The organism is Stenotrophomonas sp. 22LJNL06-5-1 (assembly GCF_056861455.1).
Genome location: NZ_JBSPUE010000007.1, coordinates 252,259 through 270,189 on the forward strand (window position 1 = coordinate 252,259; position 17,931 = coordinate 270,189).

The 17,931-nt window shown below is 67.3% G+C and carries 16 protein-coding genes and 1 pseudogene; 5 read left to right on the forward strand and 12 right to left on the reverse strand.

Features of this window, described 5'->3' with window-relative positions:
• Positions 1 to 10: 10 nt before the first annotated feature.
• The 3 genes from AC13GF_RS16230 (at position 11) to AC13GF_RS16240 (ending at position 4,195) form a co-directional block, all read left to right on the forward strand.
• Complete coding sequence (locus tag AC13GF_RS16230) at positions 11 to 1,627, forward strand: hypothetical protein (protein WP_483005303.1); 1,617 nt, start codon at positions 11 to 13, stop codon at positions 1,625 to 1,627.
• A 54-nt stretch (positions 1,628 to 1,681) separates the two neighbouring features.
• A complete protein-coding gene (gene hemF, locus AC13GF_RS16235; protein WP_057500894.1) occupies positions 1,682 to 2,578 on the forward strand; it encodes an oxygen-dependent coproporphyrinogen oxidase in 897 nt (298 codons plus the stop codon).
• 96 nt (positions 2,579 to 2,674) lie between these two features.
• Positions 2,675 to 4,195: a hypothetical protein gene (locus AC13GF_RS16240; RefSeq protein ID WP_483005304.1), complete on the forward strand. Its 1,521-nt coding sequence runs from the start codon at positions 2,675 to 2,677 to the stop codon at positions 4,193 to 4,195.
• Positions 4,196 to 4,284: 89 nt separating this feature from the next.
• Here AC13GF_RS16240 and AC13GF_RS16245 read toward each other — a convergent pair whose 3' ends face one another.
• Positions 4,285 to 4,764, reverse strand: a complete 480-nt coding sequence (locus tag AC13GF_RS16245; RefSeq protein WP_032129193.1) for a DUF421 domain-containing protein — start codon at positions 4,762 to 4,764, stop codon at positions 4,285 to 4,287.
• Positions 4,765 to 5,092: 328 nt separating this feature from the next.
• The gene (gene polA / locus AC13GF_RS16250) at positions 5,093 to 7,867 is read right to left on the reverse strand and encodes a DNA polymerase I (RefSeq protein ID WP_483005305.1); all 2,775 of its coding nucleotides are present in this window, start codon (positions 7,865 to 7,867) and stop codon (positions 5,093 to 5,095) included.
• Positions 7,868 to 7,965: 98 nt separating this feature from the next.
• Here polA and AC13GF_RS16255 point away from each other — a divergent pair, with 98 nt between their 5' ends.
• Complete coding sequence (locus tag AC13GF_RS16255) at positions 7,966 to 8,250, forward strand: DUF2782 domain-containing protein (RefSeq protein WP_005411628.1); 285 nt, start codon at positions 7,966 to 7,968, stop codon at positions 8,248 to 8,250.
• 175 nt (positions 8,251 to 8,425) lie between these two features.
• Here AC13GF_RS16255 and AC13GF_RS16260 read toward each other — a convergent pair whose 3' ends face one another.
• The gene (locus AC13GF_RS16260) at positions 8,426 to 8,872 is read right to left on the reverse strand and encodes a universal stress protein (RefSeq protein ID WP_005411629.1); all 447 of its coding nucleotides are present in this window, start codon (positions 8,870 to 8,872) and stop codon (positions 8,426 to 8,428) included.
• Between the two features lie 183 nt (positions 8,873 to 9,055).
• Here AC13GF_RS16260 and AC13GF_RS16265 point away from each other — a divergent pair, with 183 nt between their 5' ends.
• Entirely contained in the window at positions 9,056 to 9,202 is a 147-nt protein-coding gene (locus tag AC13GF_RS16265; protein WP_483005306.1) for a hypothetical protein, read from the forward strand.
• Between the two features lie 85 nt (positions 9,203 to 9,287).
• Here the strand turns inward: AC13GF_RS16265 and AC13GF_RS16270 are convergent, their stop codons facing one another.
• The 9 genes and pseudogenes from AC13GF_RS16270 to AC13GF_RS16310 all read right to left on the reverse strand — a co-directional run bounded on the left by AC13GF_RS16270 (position 9,288) and on the right by AC13GF_RS16310 (position 17,900).
• Positions 9,288 to 9,842, reverse strand: coding sequence for a hypothetical protein (locus tag AC13GF_RS16270; RefSeq protein ID WP_483005307.1), 555 nt, complete (start codon positions 9,840 to 9,842; stop codon positions 9,288 to 9,290).
• Between the two features lie 105 nt (positions 9,843 to 9,947).
• Positions 9,948 to 10,274, reverse strand: a pseudogene (locus AC13GF_RS16275) (low molecular weight protein tyrosine phosphatase family protein).
• Between the two features lie 96 nt (positions 10,275 to 10,370).
• Positions 10,371 to 12,563, reverse strand: coding sequence for a DNA helicase II (gene uvrD, locus AC13GF_RS16280; RefSeq protein WP_483005308.1), 2,193 nt, complete (start codon positions 12,561 to 12,563; stop codon positions 10,371 to 10,373).
• 9 nt (positions 12,564 to 12,572) lie between these two features.
• On the reverse strand, positions 12,573 to 13,994 hold the full coding sequence (locus tag AC13GF_RS16285) for an FAD/NAD(P)-binding protein (RefSeq protein WP_483005309.1): 1,422 nt from the start codon (positions 13,992 to 13,994) through the stop codon (positions 12,573 to 12,575).
• Between the two features lie 45 nt (positions 13,995 to 14,039).
• On the reverse strand, positions 14,040 to 15,458 hold the full coding sequence (cls, locus tag AC13GF_RS16290; protein WP_483005338.1) for a cardiolipin synthase: 1,419 nt from the start codon (positions 15,456 to 15,458) through the stop codon (positions 14,040 to 14,042).
• Positions 15,459 to 15,699: 241 nt separating this feature from the next.
• Positions 15,700 to 15,867: a 50S ribosomal protein L33 gene (gene rpmG, locus AC13GF_RS16295; RefSeq protein WP_170272460.1), complete on the reverse strand. Its 168-nt coding sequence runs from the start codon at positions 15,865 to 15,867 to the stop codon at positions 15,700 to 15,702.
• A gap of 10 nt (positions 15,868 to 15,877) precedes the next feature.
• A complete protein-coding gene (rpmB, locus tag AC13GF_RS16300) occupies positions 15,878 to 16,114 on the reverse strand; it encodes a 50S ribosomal protein L28 (RefSeq protein ID WP_005411638.1) in 237 nt (78 codons plus the stop codon).
• Between the two features lie 327 nt (positions 16,115 to 16,441).
• Positions 16,442 to 16,951, reverse strand: a complete 510-nt coding sequence (dnaQ, locus tag AC13GF_RS16305) for a DNA polymerase III subunit epsilon (RefSeq protein WP_483005310.1) — start codon at positions 16,949 to 16,951, stop codon at positions 16,442 to 16,444.
• A gap of 55 nt (positions 16,952 to 17,006) precedes the next feature.
• On the reverse strand, positions 17,007 to 17,900 hold the full coding sequence (locus AC13GF_RS16310; RefSeq protein ID WP_483005311.1) for a LysR substrate-binding domain-containing protein: 894 nt from the start codon (positions 17,898 to 17,900) through the stop codon (positions 17,007 to 17,009).
• Positions 17,901 to 17,931 lie beyond the last annotated feature (31 nt).

The window sequence follows — 17,931 nt, forward strand, 5'->3', positions numbered from 1 at the left end:
AGGAGACGACATGCATTCACCCGCACCGCGCCGCCGCTGGCTGGCCTGGGCGCTGCTGCTGGCCGCGCCGATGGCCGCCGCACAGTCACCGCAATGCGGCCTGTTCAAGGCCGACGAAGGCAGCGGTACGCTGCGCATCAGCTCACCGAACCGCGGCGAGCAGAAACACTTCGGCAGTGCGCCATCTCCGGTCGCGTTCCAGCAGATCGACGGAAAGCTGCAACTGGTGAACCTGGAGTACGGCCTGCCCAGCGCGTTGCAGGTGCGCGATCGTGGCCGCACGGTCGAGGTGGATGGCACGGTCTACATTCTGCAGACCCCCGCACAGTGCGCCGCCGCAGCCAGGCCGGCTGAAGGCAGCTGCCTGGCCGATGCGGCGGCGTGCCTGGACAACCGCCGTGAAGCGCCCCCGGCCGCGCTGGAAGCAGGGTGCCGGGAAGGCGTGCCCGGCATGTGCCTGCAACTGGCTGATCGTTGGCACGAGGAGGCCAAACCCACGGTCGAGGCCGATCCCGCCCTGACGAAGGCAGCGCTGGACGCCGCCCTGTCCGGCATCAAGCTCCCCGCCGCCTGTGACGACGGTGGCTTCGAACAGGGAACCCCGGCGTGTGCCGCCGCACTCGAGGCCGATCCCGCGGTGCAGGAGCAGCTGGTCAAGGCGGCGATGACGGCAGCCATGACCGAAGCCATGGTGACGATGACGGCGCCGACCGTGCCGGTGATCATTCCGGCTGAGCGGCGGCAACAGTTGTTGCGGCTGTGCCGCGAGGTGCCGCACGGCGGCTTCTGCACCCGCGTGGCTGAGCTGTCCTGGGAAGCAGGAGACCCCCAGCAGGCGGTGCAGGCCCTGGCTGCGGCCTGCACCCCCGGCAATGACACCGCCACCTGCGAGCGCCTGCCGGCGCTGCAGGCGGTGGGTGCATCGTTGCAACCGCAGCCGGCAACGGTCCTGCCCTGTGGCAATTACCGGTCCGACGGCGGCCTGATGGACACGCTGGATTTCGGTGACGCCGGCCTGGTCGGTGTGGGCTGGAGCAGCCATCTTCGCGCACGCGTCGAAGCGGGCGACATCCGCATCCGCCACGACCGTGACGGCGACTTCGTGCTGCGCCCGCTGCCCGGCGGCCAGTTGCTGGGCCTGGATAACTGGACCCGTTTCCAGGTGTTCGTCCCGACCGGGGAGGGCCCGACCCGGTGCAGTGCGCCGAAGCAGTTCAAGGTGCTGCCACTACCGCAGGACTGCCCGCTGGCGCTGGCCAACGAGGACGGTGCCGAAGCCTGCTGCGCGCAGGGCAAGCTGCAGGGCTGCAACATACTCGGCAACCGTCTTGCGCTGTCCGGGAACTGGCTGCAGGCCGTCGAGCACTACACCACGGTCTGCCGTGCCGGCGTCCGTGAAGGGTGCGAGAACCTGGTCACCGCGCAGGGCAACGGTGCCGAAGTGAGCGCACGAGCACTCCTGGAGCAGCTGTGCAAGGCCGACCGCAGCGGCCTGCATGTGGCCTGCGACGTGCTCGAAACCCAGAACTGGGAGCTGATCACACTGGGCGGTGCCCTGCAGAAGGCGGTTGACGAGGCGACCGCGGACGACGCTCCGGCGCCGCGCAACTCCAACCGCAAGCGCTGAGCCGGCCAGGGCCTGTCCGCAGCTTCGGGCGGGCCCTGCGGTAAAGTACGCGCCATGAACGAATTCGAGCGCGTGCGCGCCTACCTCACCGACCTGCAGGACCGCATCTGTGCGGCGATCGAGGCCGCCGACGGCCAGGCCCGCTTCCAGGAAGACCTGTGGCAGCGGGCCGAGGGCGGTGGCGGACGTACCCGCGTGCTGCGCGACGGTGCGGTGTTCGAGCAGGCCGGCATCGGATTCTCCGACGTGGCCGGCAGCCGCCTGCCGCCGTCGGCCTCGGCCAACCGCCCGGAACTGGCCGGCGCCTCCTGGCGTGCCACCGGCGTGTCGCTGGTGTTCCACCCGCTCAATCCCTACGTGCCGACCACCCATGCCAACGTGCGCTTCTTCCAGGCACAGCGCGACGGCGAAGTGGTGGCCAGCTGGTTCGGCGGCGGCTTCGACCTGACCCCGTTCTATCCGTTCGACGAGGACGTGCAGCACTGGCACCGGGTTGCGCGCGACCTGTGCACGCCGTTCGGCGAAGAACGCTATGCCGCACACAAGCGCTGGTGCGACGAGTACTTCTTCCTGCGGCACCGCAATGAAACGCGCGGTGTCGGCGGTCTGTTCTTCGACGACCTGCACGGCGACTTCGAGCGCGATTTCGATTACCTGCGCGCGGTCGGTGATGGCTTCCTCGACGCCTACCTGCCGATCGTGCAGCAGCGCAAGGACACCGCGCATGGCGAGCGCGAACGCGAGTTCCAGCTGTACCGTCGCGGCCGCTATGTGGAATTCAACCTGGTCTATGACCGCGGCACGCTGTTCGGTCTGCAGAGCGGTGGCCGCAGCGAAAGCATCCTGATGAGCCTGCCGCCGCGGGTGCGTTGGGAGTACGGCTTCAGTCCGGAAGCGGGCAGCGCCGAGGCGCGCCTGGCCGACTATCTGGTGCCGCGCGACTGGCTCTGATCTTCCGGCGCCACGCCTGACGCGTGGCCCTTTCTCCTGCCTGTGGTGCGCCCCGCACCGGACAGGCCCTGTCCCACTTCCTTCAAGGATGACCCCATGCCTGCCGCTGTTTCCCTCCGCCCCCGCGCTGCGGGCTGGCGCTCCCTGCTGTTGCTTGCATTGGCCTCGGCCAGCCTGCCGGCCGCCGCGCAGTCGATGGCCTGCGGCACCTACAAGGACAGCAGCGGCAACACCACGCTGACCCTGGAGAGCGAAGGCCACGGCTTCCTGTCCGGCCCCTACCAGGCCACCGAGGAGCTGCGCGTCGCCCGCCAGGAAGACGTGCTCGGTACCGGCAACCTGTCCACGGGCCAGCTGGAAAACTGGTACTTCTCGGACAACGACCGCACGATCAGCACGCCCTATCGCGAGTTCACCCGTGAGCACGCCGCCGCCTGCAGGACGATGCCGGAGCCCGTCGAGGACGGTTGCGTGATGAACACCTCCGGGTGTCTGGAGGCGCTGCCCGAGGCCGCACCCGTGAAACTGCACGCCTGGTGCGCCGAGGGCGTGGGCGCAGCCTGCATGCGACTGCTGGAGACCTACCAGCAGCAGGCCAAGGACGCAGCCCCAGCACCTGCACGGGCCGAGCCGCCGAAGCCGGAGATCTGCAAGGAGGATTCCGCGTCCTTCAACGCCGAGGGCTGCCGGGCGATCGCCGAGGTGATCGGCCTGGAGATGATCGGCAAGTCGCTGCTCGGGCTGCAGCATTCGGTCGATCCTGCGTTGCTGCCCGCGCAGCTCGATGAGCTGGCCGCACTGTGCCGGCAGCAGCACGGCGAGACCTTCTGCGCCGACGTTGCCGAGGTGCTATGGAGCGGCGGGCGCCTTTCGCAGGCCCACGAAGCGCTGCAGCTGTCGTGCGCGCAGCGCGCGGACGGCGTGGCCTGCGGCCGTGCCCAGGCACTAGCCAGCCTGGCCGCTGCACCGGCCGCTGCACTGGCCCCGGTGCTGGCCTCCGCGCTGCCCTGTGGCAGCTTTGAAGCCGAGTACAGCGTGCTCTCGCAGCTGCGCTTCCTCGATGGCGGCCTGGTTGAGGCCGAGGGCCGCGACCAGCGCCTGCGCGCGCGCCTGCAGGACGGCCGCATCTTCATCCGTCGCGATGTCGGCAGCGACTTCGTACTGCAGCCGCTGAAGAACGGAAACCTGGCCAGCGTCGACAGCGGCAACCGCTTTGCCTATTACGAGCGCAAGCCCGCCACAGGCAATGCCACCTGCACACCGCCGGTGGCCTTCGTGGAGATCCCGCTTCCGCTGGATTGCCCGACCCTGGCCCGCAAGGACGGCGCCAAGGCCTGCTGTACCGATGGCAAGCTGCTGGGCTGCAAGGTTGCCGGCGAAGCGCTGTTCGAGTCCGAAAAATGGGCCGCGTCGCTGCCCTACTTCGAGACGCTGTGCGGCGCGGGCGTGCGCGAAGGGTGCCTGGCATTGGCAGCGGTGTATTCGCACACCGCAGACCCGAAGATCCCGCAGGCCATGGCGGCGATCTGCGCGAAGGATGGCAAAGGCACGCACGTGGCCTGTGATGTGGACGCCACCCGCAACTGGCCGGCGCTGAAGGCCGAAGCCGCGCCCTGAGGGCGCGGGAAGGGGTACCCGTAGAGTCGAGCTTGCTCGACTTCTGCTGGCAGTGGATGGAAACAGTCGAGCAGGCTCGACTCTACAGGTCAGGTGCTCTTCCTGGGGATGATCGTGATGTGCCCGTTGATCTCCAGCAGGGCCAGCTCGACATCCTCCACGCCCAGGCAACCCTGCTGGCGCATGGCGGCCTCGAAATCGGCACGGGTGACCTGCTCGCGACGCAGAACGGCGTCGAACAGGCGCCCATCACGCGCGATCACCACGGGTTCTCCTTCAACCAGGCGCTCGATCCGCCGGCTGCGGGTACTCACCCAACCCACCCCGTAGTTGAGCAGGATCAGGGTGGCCGCCAGCAGCAGGCCACCCCCCAGCGAGGTGTCGGTACCCAGCAGCGCGTTCTGTACCGCGTTGCCCAGCAGCACCACCAGCAGCACGTCGAAGGGCGTGATCTGCCCCAGCGGACGTTTGCCACTGAGCCGGACCATGCCCAGCACCACCACGTAGACCACCACCGCGCGCAGGATGAATTCCCACCACGGCATTGCCAGTGCGAACAGGTCGGGCATTGTCTTCCCCTGCGGAGCGGTGGCCCAGCGTGGCGCAGGCCATGGCGTCTGGCAACGGCACAAATAAAAAGCCCCGCTGACCAGGGGGAGGTCAACGGGGCCGGGGAACGGGCACTTGGGGAGGAGTCCCCGTTCCGAGATCTGCTCCAGGGGATGGGAGAGATCCACAACAGGCGTTGCGCCTGTCGAGAGTTATAGAAGCACTCCGAACACTAACGGTTCGTGAAGGGGCCCAATTTAATGAACCTCGATCAGGGCAACATTCATGATCGAGTCAGAAACCTCTGACGAATGAACGAATTCACGTCGTTTTCGGCCTGAAACACCCTTAGTGCGCTTCGTCCCAGTTGTTGCCGATGCCGGTATCGACCACCAGCGGCACCCGCAGTTTGGCCGCTTGCGACATGCGCTCGACCACCTGCGAACGCAACTCCTCGACGGAACTGCTTTCGGTTTCGAACACCAGTTCGTCGTGTACCTGCAGGATCATCCGCGCCGGTGCGCCGCTGTCACGCAGCCACTGATCCACGTCCACCATCGCACGCTTGATGATGTCGGCGGCGGTGCCTTGCATCGGTGCGTTGATCGCGGCACGTTCGGCACCGGCGCGCAGGCCCTGGTTACGTGCATGAATGTCGTTCAGGTACAGGCGGCGACCGAACAGGGTTTCCACATAGCCCTGGTCGCGGGCCTGCTGGCGCATCCGCTCCATGAAGTCGCGCACGCCCGGGTAGCGGCTGAAGTACAGCGCCACGTAATCCTGCGCCTGGCCACGGTCGATGCCCAGGTTGCGGGCCAGGCCGAAGGCGCTCATGCCGTACATCAGCCCGAAGTTGATCGCCTTGGCAGCCCGGCGCTCGTTCGGGGTCACTTCCTCCAGCGTGCGCCCGAACACCTCGGCGGCGGTGGCACGGTGCACGTCGGCGCCCTGCTCGAACGCGCGCACCAGGCCCGGGTCCTCGGACAGGTGGGCCATGATCCGCAGCTCGATCTGCGAATAGTCGGCCGCCAGCAGCTGGAAGCCCTCCGGGGCGATGAACGCGCGGCGGATGCGGCGGCCATCCTCGGTGCGGATCGGGATGTTCTGCAGGTTCGGGTCTGACGAGGACAGGCGGCCGGTGGCGGCTCCGGACTGGTGGTAGCTGGTATGCACGCGGCCGGTGTCCGGATTGACCATCTCCGGCAGCTTGTCGGTGTAGGTGCTGCGCAGCTTGGCCAGCCCGCGGTACTCCAGGATCACCCGCGGCAGCTCGTGCTGGTCGGCAATCGCCTCCAGCGCCTCTTCATTGGTGCTGGGCTGGCCCTTCGGGGTCTTCACCACCGCCGGCAGCTTCAACTCGTCGAACAGCACGGCCTGCAGCTGCTTGGGCGAATCCAGGTTGAAGCTGCGCCCAGCCAGCTCGGTGGCCTTCTGCTGCGCCGCCAGCATGCGCGAGGACAGGTCCTGGCTCTGCCGGCGCAGTTCGGCGGCATCGATCTGCACACCATTGGCTTCGATGCTGGTCAGCACCGGCACCAGCGGCATCTCGATGTCGCGGTACACGCTGTCCAGCGCCGGTTCGGCCAGCAGCTGCGGTTGCAGCGCGCGGTGCAGGCGCAGGGTGATGTCGGCGTCCTCGGCCGCATAGCGGCTGGCTTCGTCGATGCCCACCTGCGAGAACGGAATCTGTTTGGCGCCCTTGCCGGCCACGTCCTCGAACTTGATGGTGTTGTAGCCCAGGTAACGCAGGGCCAGTGAATCCATATCGTGGCGGGTGGCGGTGGAGTTGAGCACGAAGCTCTCGAGCATCGTGTCGTCGTGGTAGCCCTGCACGTCCACGCCATGGCGGCGCAGCACATGCAGGTCGTACTTGCCGTGCTGGCCCAGCTTCTTCTTCGCCGGGTCCTGCAGCACCGGGCGCAATGCGTCCAGCACCTGCTGCAACGGCAGCTGTGCCGGCGCGCCCGGGTAATCGTGGCCAACCGGGATGTAGGCGGCCTTGCCCGGCTCGACCGCCAGGCTGATACCCACCAGGCGCGCACGCATCGCGTCCAGCGCATCGGTTTCGGTATCGAAACTGATCAGGTCCGCCTGCTGCAGGCGCTCGACCCAGGCCTGCAGCTGCTCGGCGGTCAGCACGGTCTCGTATTCACCCGGTGCCGCCAGCGCCGGATCCAGCGTGCCCGCTGCCGGTGCCTCGGCGCTGCCACGGGCGAAGCCGGCCGCGGTGCCACGCAGGCTTGGGGTAGCTTCGCTGGCGGCGGTCGGCGCCGGCAGCGGTGCACCCAGCTCCTTCAGCGCCTGGGTGAAGCCGTAGCGCGCATACAGCTCGGTCAACTCCGGCACGTCCTGCTCGCGCAGGGCCAGCGTGGTCGGGCTGGCGTCCAGCTCCACGTCGGTGCGGATGGTCACCAGCTCGCGGTTCAGCGGCAGGCGCTCCAGTGCCGCGCGCAGGTTTTCGCCGATCTTGCCCTTCATGGTCGGCGCGGCCGCCATCACCCCATCCAGGTGCTGGTACTCGGCCAGCCACTTGGCGGCGGTCTTCGGCCCGCACTTCTCCACGCCCGGCACGTTGTCGACGGTGTCGCCCATCAGCGCCAGCAAGTCGATGATCTGGTCGGCGCGCACGCCGAACTTCTCCATCACCGCCGCATCCGAATCCATGCGGCTGCCGGTCATGGTATTGACCAGTTCGATGCCCGGGCGCACCAGCTGGGCGAAGTCCTTGTCGCCGGTGGAAATGGTCACCTTCAGGTCCTGCGCCACGCCCTGCAGGGCCAGCGTGCCGATCACATCGTCGGCTTCCACGCCGGGAATGCGCAGGATGCTGATGCCCAGTGCTTCGACGATGCGGCACATCGGCTCGACCTGGCTGCGCAGCTCATCGGGCATCGGCGGGCGGTTGGCCTTGTACTGGTCATACAGGTCATCGCGGAAGGTCTTGCCCGGCGCATCGACCACGAACGCCACGTAGGCCGGGCGCTCCTTCAGTGTCGAGCGCAGCATGTTGACCACGCCGAACAGCGCGCCGGTGGGTTCGCCCTGTGCATTGGACAGGGGCGGCAGCGCGTGGAACGCGCGGTACAGGTAACTGGACCCGTCGATCAGGACTAATCTGCTCATGGGTCGATTCTACGCGCCCGTGCCTGCATCGCGGCGACACGGCAGGTGCCCGGCGATGGGGCATAATCAAGGCTCATTCCAGGCAAAGGCCCCCGCCGATGAAGACCCTGATGCTGGCTTCCCTGCTCCTGCTCGCTGGCTGCGCCAGCATGGGTGGCGCAGGCGCTCCCCCGGTGGACGTCAAGGGCGCGGATGTGTCCAAGCGCACCATGGACAACGGCGATGTCATCGAGGAGTACCGCGTATCCGGCCAGCTGCGCATGGTCAAAGTGACTCCGTCGCGCGGCGCCCCGTTCTACATGTACGACAAGAACGGCGATGGCCGTTTCGACAACGACAAGGACGGTGTGTCGCCGGTGTACTGGAAGCTGTACAGCTGGTGAGGTGACCGGGGTCAGAGCGATCGGCACGGCGTATCCACGCATGGCGTGGATCTACCGGGACAACGAACGTGGATCCACGCCATGCGTGGATATGGCCTTCCCCGCCCCCCACAAAAAACAACGCCGGCGCGCATCCTGCGGCCGGCGTCGGGTCCCCTCCCCGGGAACGCTTGAATCAGCGGATGACCAGCACCGGCAGCGTGCTGCGTGCCAGCACCTCGGCAGTCTGGCTGCCCAGCAGCACGCGGGTCACGCCACGGCGGCCATGCGAGGTCATCACGATCAGGTCGCTATTGCGCTCGCCGGCGGTCTCGATGATGCCGTCAGCCGCATAGCGGTCCAGCACGTGCACCGGATTGGCGGTAATGCCCTGCTCGGCAGCCTTGGCCAGCGCCGGCTGCAGCACCTTCTGCGCGCCTTCCTCGCGGTCGGCCTTGTACTCGGGGCTGTTCATGTAGCCCACGCTCCAGCCCATGGCGTCGTACATGCCGACGGCCCATGGCTCGGAAACGGTCACGATATCGACCTCGGCATTGAGGTCCTTGGCCAGCTCAAGGCCCTTGGCCAGGCCCTTGTCGGCCAGCTCGGATCCGTCGGTGGCAATCAGGATGCGCTTGTACATGGTGGGGCTCCGTGGCGGTCTGCCAGATGGGAACAACACCATTGCACACCGGATGTGCAGGGCGCGCCTTGAGCAGGATCAATCCGGCGCCGCGCAGCGGCGTGTGCGCACCGCCGGCTTGCGTACCCACTGACCGCGGCGCATGCTGACCAAGCGGTATCGGGCCGCCCTGGGAGAACCCGCATGCAGGACAGCAAGCCGACACCACCAAGAACGCTCAGGATCATCCTGTGGAGCCTCATCGCCGCCTTCGCGCTGTTCTGCGGCGGCTATTACCTGGGCAAGGATCTTGCCCAGCGCGACAACGCCCGGCAGTCAGCCGGCCGATAACCTGCTGCCGTAGAGTCGAGCTTGCTCGACTGCTTCTGCTCACAAAAGGCAGTCGAGCAAGCTCGACTCTACAGTGCCCCCATCTTCAGGCGATCTGCACCACGCGTGCGTTCTGGCACAGCGGATAACTGGCCACGAATTCGGCAATCGCATCACGCATCGCTTCGAACGATTCGCCGTACATGTACAGCGCGGTCTCGGTCGGGCCCTGCCACCAGCTGCAGATCTCGCCAAGGCCGTCGATGTTCTCCGACAGCTGTTCGAACACGTGGTTGGAATCGCACTGTTCGTAGACGTCGTCCGGCAGGTTCAGGCCATCCAGGTAGATGCCCAGCCCCTCGGTCACGCCGAAGCTGCGGTCGACCTCGCCCGCACCCTGCAGCTGCGAACCCTTCGGCGCACCCAGCTGTTCCAGCAGGTCGATCAGCTTCGGCACGCCGGCCGCATCGACCAGGGCAACTTCGATATCACCGTATTCGACCTCACCGAGGTCGGACATCGCGGTGCCGCCGCCAGTCAGCTCGCCCACCTGGGCCGCCTGCAACAACGCGTCGAGCGGATCCTCGAACAGTTCGTGGCGATGCTCCGGCTGCAGTCGGGCGTTCAACTTCACGGTGACGTACAGCGTGGGTTCGGTCATGGGGGCGTTCCTGGAAGATGTCAGGCCCCATTGTAGAGTCGAGCTTGCTCGACTGCCTTTCCCGCCAGAAGCAGCCGAGCATGGACTCGGCTCCACAACATCCCGTCAACGCAGGAACGGCGCCACCTTGCGCTTCAGCAGCTCCACCAGCACCGGGTCCATGTAGTCGTAGTCATCCGGGATATCCAGGCAGATCACCCGCTTGCCGTTCAACTAGGCCTTGTAGCGGCTGAACAGCCGATTGCGGTGGGCGCGCTCCATCACGAACACCAGGTCGGCCCACTGCAGCAGCTCCGGGCTGAGCACTTCCTCGGCGTCGGCCAGCAGCCCGGCCGAGGCGGTCTCGATGCCCGGCCAATCGGCGAATACCTGCTCGGCCGTTGGGCTGCGCAGGCGGTTCTGGCTGCAGAGGAAGAGCACGTTGCGGGTCATGGGTACTCGCCCTTGTAGAGCCGAGCCCATGCTCGGCTGATTTTCCCGGTACAGGCAGCCGAGCATGGGCTCGGCTCTACAGGATGCCTGCGGTGATCAGATCACCGTCAGGTTGGCGTAGGCCATCACCAGCCACTTGCTGCCGGCGTCGGCAAACTCGACCTGCACGCGGGCGTGGGCGCCGTTGCCTTCGTAGTCGGTCACCATGCCTTCGCCGAACTTGGGATGGGTGACCAGCGCGCCGAGCTTGATCGGCGGTGCCTCGATCGAGGCATGTCCCATCACCCGGCTTGCGCCCATCGAGGCCGGTCGCGAGACCTGCACCTTCGGGCGGACTTCGTGCAGCAGCTCGCGCGGAATCTCGCGCAGGAAGCGCGATGGCAGGCTGTAGTTGTCCTGGCCATGAATGCGGCGCGATTCGGCATAGCTCAGCACCAGTTTCTGGCGCGCGCGGGTGATGCCCACGTACGCCAGCCGGCGCTCTTCTTCCAGCCGCCCGCTTTCCTCCAGCGAACGTGCGCTGGGGAACAGGCCTTCTTCCAGACCGGCCAGGAACACCAGCGGGAATTCCAGGCCCTTGGCCGAGTGAAGGGTCATCAGCTGCACGCCGTCCTCGCCCGCCTGCGCCTGGCCCTCACCGGCCTCGAGTGCGGCATAGGCCAGGAACGCGACCAGCTCGTCCATGTCCTCGCCCACTTCCTCGATGTCGTCGGCCCGGCGCACGAAGCGCGAGGCCACCGAGACCAGTTCGTCGAGGTTGTCGGTGCGCGATTCCGAGTCCAGCGCGTTGCGGCTTTCCTTGCTCCAGTGCTCACGCAGCTGCGAGCGGGCCAGCACATGGTCCACGCGCTCGGCCAGGGTCATGTGCAGGGTCTGCGCCTGCAGCTCGTTGACCAGCACCAGGAAGCCGGCCAGTGCATTGCGCGCACGTGCGGCCAGCGCGCTGCCCTGGGTGACCAGCATGGTCGCTTCCCACAGCGAGATGCCCTGCGCGCGTGCCTCGCGGCGCACTTCGTCCAGCGTGCGGTCGCCGATGCCGCGGGTGGGCGTGTTGACCGCGCGCTCGAAGGCGGCGTCATCGTTGCGGTTGGACAGCAGGCGCAGGTAGGCCAGCGCGTCCTTGATTTCGGCCCGCTCGAAGAAGCGCATGCCGCCATACACGCGGTACGGCACCTGCTCGCTCAGCAGCGCTTCTTCCAGCGCGCGCGACTGCGCGTTGCTGCGGTAGAGCACGGCCACTTCGGTGTAGCTGCCACCATCGCGCACCCATTGGCGGGCACGCTCGACGATGTAGCGCGCCTCGTCCATCTCGTTGTACGCGGCGTACAGGTCGATCGGCTCGCCGTCGCCGCTGTCGGTCCACAGCTGCTTGCCGATGCGATCCGGGTTGTGCGCGATCACCGCATTGGCGGCGCCCAGGATGTTGGCGGTGGAGCGGTAGTTCTGTTCCAGGCGGATGGTCTGTGCGCCCGGGAAGTCGCGCAGGAAGCCCTGCACGTTCTCGACCTTGGCACCGCGCCAACCGTAGATGGCCTGGTCATCGTCGCCGACCACGAACACGTGGCCGGAATCGCCGGCCAGCACGCGCACGAAGGCGTACTGGATGGCATTGGTATCCTGGAACTCGTCCACCAGGATCTCGCGGAAGCGGGCGCGGTAGTGCGCCAGCAGCGCCGGGTTGTCGCGCAGCAGTTCATGCGCGCGCAGCAGCAGCTCGGCGAAGTCGACCAGGCCGGCGCGGTCGCAGCGCGCCTGGTACTCGATGTAGGCCTGGCGCATGGTTTCCAGCCACGCGTCGTGCGGTTCGGGCTGGATGTGCTGCGGGCGGCGACCCTCGTCCTTCTGTTCGTTGATCCACCACGCGATCTGCTTGGCCGGGTACTTGCCGTCATCCAGTTCCAGCGCCTGCACCACGCGCTTGACCAGCCGCAGCTGGTCGTCCGAATCCATCACCTGGAAGCCTTCGGGCAGCTTCGCGTCCTGCCAGTGCAGGCGCAGCAGGCGGTTGGCCAGGCCGTGGAAGGTACCGATCCACATGCCACGGCTGCCGTTGGGCAGCTGTGCGTCGATGCGGTGGCGCATTTCGCCGGCCGCCTTGTTGGTGAAGGTCACCGCGAAAATGCCGTGGGTCGGCACGCCATCGACTTCATGCAGCCAGGCGATGCGGTGGGTGAGTACGCGGGTCTTGCCGGAACCGGCACCGGCCAGCACCAGGTGGTGGCCGGGGGGAGCGGAGACGGCTTCGCGCTGGGCCGGGTTCAGGCCATCAAGCAGGTGGGAGACATCCATGCCCCCATTTTACGGCATCGCCGTCGCGGCTCCTGCGACCACCTGCGTGGCCAGTGCCTGCGCCTGCTGACGCAGTTCAGGCACTGCCAGGCTTTCCCACAGGCTGCCAATACGCAGGCTGCCGAGCACGCCCAGCCGTGCCTGCGGCTGGCCACCGGCGGCACACAGGCGGTCGCCCGGCACCGTGCTGTCCAGGCCCAGCCCATGCGGGCCGGGGCGGGCCAGCGCATCGGCCAGCAGTTGCTGCAGCAACGGATTGCGCAGTGCACTGGCACGGGTTTCCACACCGGTGGCGTTGATCACCCCGCCGATCGTCCACTGCTGTTCATTGCCGGAGGGAGCGCGGCCAGACAGCCGCAGGGCATCGCCTTCGCGCCAGACGCGCTGCAGGCGTGACCGATGGATGCGCAGTTGGCCGCTGTCCTGCAGGGACTGCAGCTGCGCGTCCACCTCTTCGGCGATGCGGTGGCGATGCACGTCCCAGTAGCGCACCACATGGCGCAGGAATCGGCGCTGGTCGGCCTCATCGAGGCTGCACCACAGCGCCTGCCCGTGCGGACGAATACGGTCCATCACGCCCTGCCATGGCAGGCCGTCGGCCTGCGCCTGACGAGCGAACCCGCGTAGCGCGCGCAGGCGCTGGCGCAGGTTCATCGGCAGCAGCGCAGCCGGGTCGAACGTGGGCAGGCCACCATGCGCATGCGGCAACGGCAGCAGGCCGTGGCGCGAGATCACATGCAGCGGGCCGGTGTGGCCGGCGGCGACCAATGCCAACACGCTGTCGGCCATGCTCAGGCCGGAGCCGACGATGGCCACGGCCTGCTCGCCGGCCAGGGTGCGTACGCCGTCGTAGTCCCAGGCCTCGATCACGTCATCGGCGGGCAGTGCCTCGGCACCGGCCACCGGCAGCGGCCGCATGCTGTTGCCGGTGGCGAGCACCGCCTGCGCGGCGTGCAGCGTGCTGCCATCGCCGAGTGTCAGCTGGTAGCCGTGGTCATCCGGCTGCAGGCCCAGCACCGGCTGCGCGATCACCTGCAGCTGCGCCGGGCTGGCGGCGGCGGCCTCCTGCAGGCGCTGCTGCAGATAAGCCGCAAAGTAGTGGCGGCATACGTAACGCTCGCCCAGCACCTCGCGCGCCTCGCCCGGGTAGGCGTCGGCGGCCATCAGGTAGTCGAGGAAATCGCCAGGCTGGTCGGCAAACGCACTCATCTTCGCCGCCGGCACGTTCAGCAGATGCTCCGGCCACGGCGTGGCATAGGCGATGCCCTGGGCCAGCTGCGAGGCGGGTTCGAAAATGGCCAGCGCCAGCGGCGCCTTGGCCTGGCGCAATACCTGGATCGCCACCAGCACCCCGGCCGCACCACCACCGATGATCGCCAGGTCCAGTTCGCCATTACGCGGTGAATCAGTCATGTGCCGATTGTAGGCCATCGGCGATGACAGGCCGGATTGCCGGAATGGGCGGCCGGCAGTGCCTTACATCAACGCATCGGCCAGCCGTGCGATGCCTTCGCGGCTGCGCCGCCACGTGGGGCGGCTGCGCCACTGCTGCAGATCCAGCTGCCGCGACTCACGCAGATAGCCATCCTCGATTGCGCACAACTGCTTCACCAGCGCGCGGTCGTAGCAGATCAGGCCGATCTCGGCATTCAGCGCAAACGAGCGGATATCCATGTTGATCGAGCCGAGCACGGCGATGTCCTCGTCCACGCTCATGTGCTTGGCGTGCAGGAACTGCGGTTCGTACAGGGCAATGCGCACGCCACAGCGCAGCAGCTCGTCGTAGTACGCCTCCTGCGCCCACGACGTCAGCCGCTGGTTGTTGCTGGCCGACAGGATCAGCTGCACCTGCACGCCGGACAACGCCGCAATGCGCAAGGCGCTGAGCGTGGCTTCGTCCGGCACGAAGTACGGGGTGACCATCACCAGCCGGCGCCGTGCGAGGTGGATCAGCGCGGCTACCGCGTCGCGCGCGTTGCTGTACGGGTAGGCCGGGCCGCTGGGCAGCAGCTGGGTGGCGATGTCGTCGCCGCATTCGGGCACATCGGCGATCACATCCAGGCGCTGGCCGGTCTCCATGTACCAGTCACTGGCGAACACGGCTTCCAGATGCGCCACCGCCGGGCCGCGCACGCGCGCCACCAGCTCGCGGTTCGGGTGGCCGGGCACGAACTGCGGGCCCGCCAGGTTCTGCGAACCTACATAGGCCACTTCGTTGTCGATCACCGCGATCTTTCGATGGTTGCGCAGGTCCATGCGCCCGCTGCGGCGCCAGCGCAGGCCGCCGGGCAGCATCGCGCGCACTTCGATGTCGCGCGCCTGCAGGCGCTTGCGATAGGCACGCAGGCCACGCTTGGCGCCCACCGCGTCGAGCAGCACACGGCACTGCACGCCACGGGCGGCGGCACGCTGCAGTGCCTCGACCACCGCCTCGCCCACCGCGTCGTCGAACATCAGGTAGTACAGCAGGTGCACGCGGTCTTCGGCCTGGTCGATGTCGGCGATCAGCGTGTGCAGCGATTCGTCGTAGTCGGTCAGCAGGTCCACCGCGTTGCCGTGCACCGGCATGAAGTCGCCCTGGCGCTGCACCAGCGGCACGATCTCGGCGCAGGCGGTGTCCGGCTGCGGGGTCCAGCGCAGGCGATGCTGCAGCGCCTGTTCCTCGCGGATGACCTGCGAGGCCTCGGCCTGGCGGCGGATGCGCTCGCGTGACAGCCACGGGTGGCCGAACAGCAGGTACAGCGGCAGGCCCAGCAGCGGCACGAAGCCGACCAGCAGCAGCCAACTGCGCGCCGCACCCGGCGTCGTGCGGGTGGGGATCCAGCACAGCGCGACCAGCCGGATCAGCCAGTCGATCAGCAGCAGGTACGAACCCAGCAACCACTCGAACAGCATCGTGTCGCCCGTCGGGAGGTGATGGGCCATTCTGCCCAGCGGGGTGTGTAGAGTCGAGCTGCGCTCGACTGCTTTGAACCAGCGTGTCGACCAAGGTCGACACCTACCGGGTGTGGGGGGAGTGTGCCGACCAACGGTCGGCACCCACAGGCACCCACAGGCACCCACCACGGGAACACCGGGCATGAAAAAACCCGCCACAAGGGCGGGTTTCTTCGCGGGGATCAGCAATCCTTGCGGATTACTTGATCTTGCCTTCCTTGTACGGGACGTGCTTGCGCACGACCGGATCGTACTTGGAGAATTCCATCTTCCCCGGGGTGTTCTTCTTGTTCTTGTCGGTCGTGTAGAAGTGACCGGTACCAGCGGTCGAAATCATACGGACCTTATCGCGCTTGCCTGCCATGATCGTCTACTCCTCAGACCTTTTCGCCGCGCGCACGCAGCTCAGCCAGAACGGAATCGATACCGTTCTTGTCGATGGTGCGCAGTGCATGCGCGGAAACACGAAGCTTCACCCAGCGGTTTTCGCTGGCAACCCAGAAGCGGCGCTCGTGCAGATTCGGCAGGAAACGACGACGGGTCTTGTTGTTGGCGTGCGAGACGTTGTTACCCGTCTGCACTCGCTTGCCGGAAACCTGGCATACGCGGGACATTGCGCACCTCGATAGTAAGTTGTGTCAGCCCGTAGCCCGGGAGACGGCGGCCTCGATGGTTGCCCACCACACGTCAAGAGAATCAAAGGGTTACGCTGGCGTTGGGCGGCCGGGGACGTGCTCCCGGGGGCGCCGCCCGGTAGAAAACCGGACACAGCGAGCCGCGCATTATGCACGGGTTCAAGCACTTGCGCAAGTTACCCACAGGCTGGGGCTGAATGCGGCGGCCCCACCTGGCCTGAAGAGCCGAGCCCATGCTCGGCTCAGGCATTCCGGGACACAGCAGCCGAGCGTGGGCTCGGCTCTACCGGAGCGGCAAGGACTGGCTCAACGCAGGTGCGGAATCACCTGGGCCAGCAGATGGGCATCCTTCAACGCGCCATGCAGGCCCCGGTTGCCCGGGATGCGCAGGCGCTGCAGCACATCGTCCAGCTTGTTGCCCTGGCCAGGCCAGCGCCCCCGCGCCAGCTTCAGGCTGCAGGTGATGCGGCAATGCTGGGCCAGCGTGCCGGGGATGCCGGACAGGCGCAGCTCGTTGTCCAGGAACCCCACATCGAAGGTGGCGTTGTGCGCGACCATCTCGCTGCCGCGCAGGAAGTCGAGCAGTTCGGCGGCTTTGCTGGAAAACAGTGGCTTGCCCACCAGCATCGCATCGCTGATGCCATGCACCCGCTGCGCGCCCCAATCGACCTTGCGCTGCGGCTGCAGGTAGGTGTGGAACTGGCGGCCGGTGAGCTGGCCATCGATCAGTTCGACGGCACCGATTTCGATCACCCGGTGCCCCAGGCGGTGGGAGATGCCGGTGGTTTCGGTATCCAGTGCGACGATGCGACTCATGCGTGGGGCTGTTTCCTGTTGCGTGCTGTGGTGATTTTCGCACGCCCGGTGCGTGTCACCCCAATACCTCCACCACCCAATCGATGAACACCCGCAACCGCTGGCTCATGTGCCGGTTCGGCGGGAACATCACGTGCATCGGCATCGGCGGCAGCTGCCAGTCCAGCAACACCGGCAACAGCTCGCCACGCGCCACATGCGGCTCGGCCATGTAGCTGGGCAGCGCCACCACGCCCAGCCCCGCCAACGCGGCGGCCAGATAGGCGTTGCCGTCATCGAAGCCGACCGTATAGCGGCCCTGCACCTCAACGCGCTCATCGCCGCGCTGCGCGCTGAATACTCTCGCCCGACCACTACGCGGGCTGAGGAAGCCGACCATGTGGTGATCGGGCCCTTCCAGCGCGCGCGGATCGGTCGGTAGGCCGAAGCGCTGCACATAGCCCGGGCTGGCGTGGAAACCGATCGGCAGCGCGCCGAGCGGTCGCGCCACCAGTGCAGGATCGGCCGGCGTGCCGCCACGGATCACGCAGTCGACGTTGTCGACGATGACGTCGACCTCGCGGTCACTGACGCCGATGTCCAGCTGGATCTCCGGGTAACGCGCCTGGAAATCCGGCAGTGCGGGTACCAGCCGCAACCGCGCGTACGGCCCGGGCACATCCACGCGCAGGCGTCCGCGCGGCTGGGTGGCCGCGTCGCCCAGCCCGCCTTCCACCTCTTCCAGTTCGGCCAGCAGCCGGGCGATGCGCGGATAGTAGGCCGCGCCATCGGCGGTGACGCTGACCCGGCGCGTGGTGCGATTGAGCAGGCGCAGCCGCAGGTGCGCCTCCAGCTGCTGCACCAGCTGGGTGGCTGTGGTGCGGCTGATCTGCAGGGTCTGCGCCGCGCGGGTGAAGCTGCCGGTCTCCACCACCCGGGCAAACGCCCGCATCGCCTCAAAACGGTCCATGGCGGGCCATGATTGTTTGGAATTAGCAATC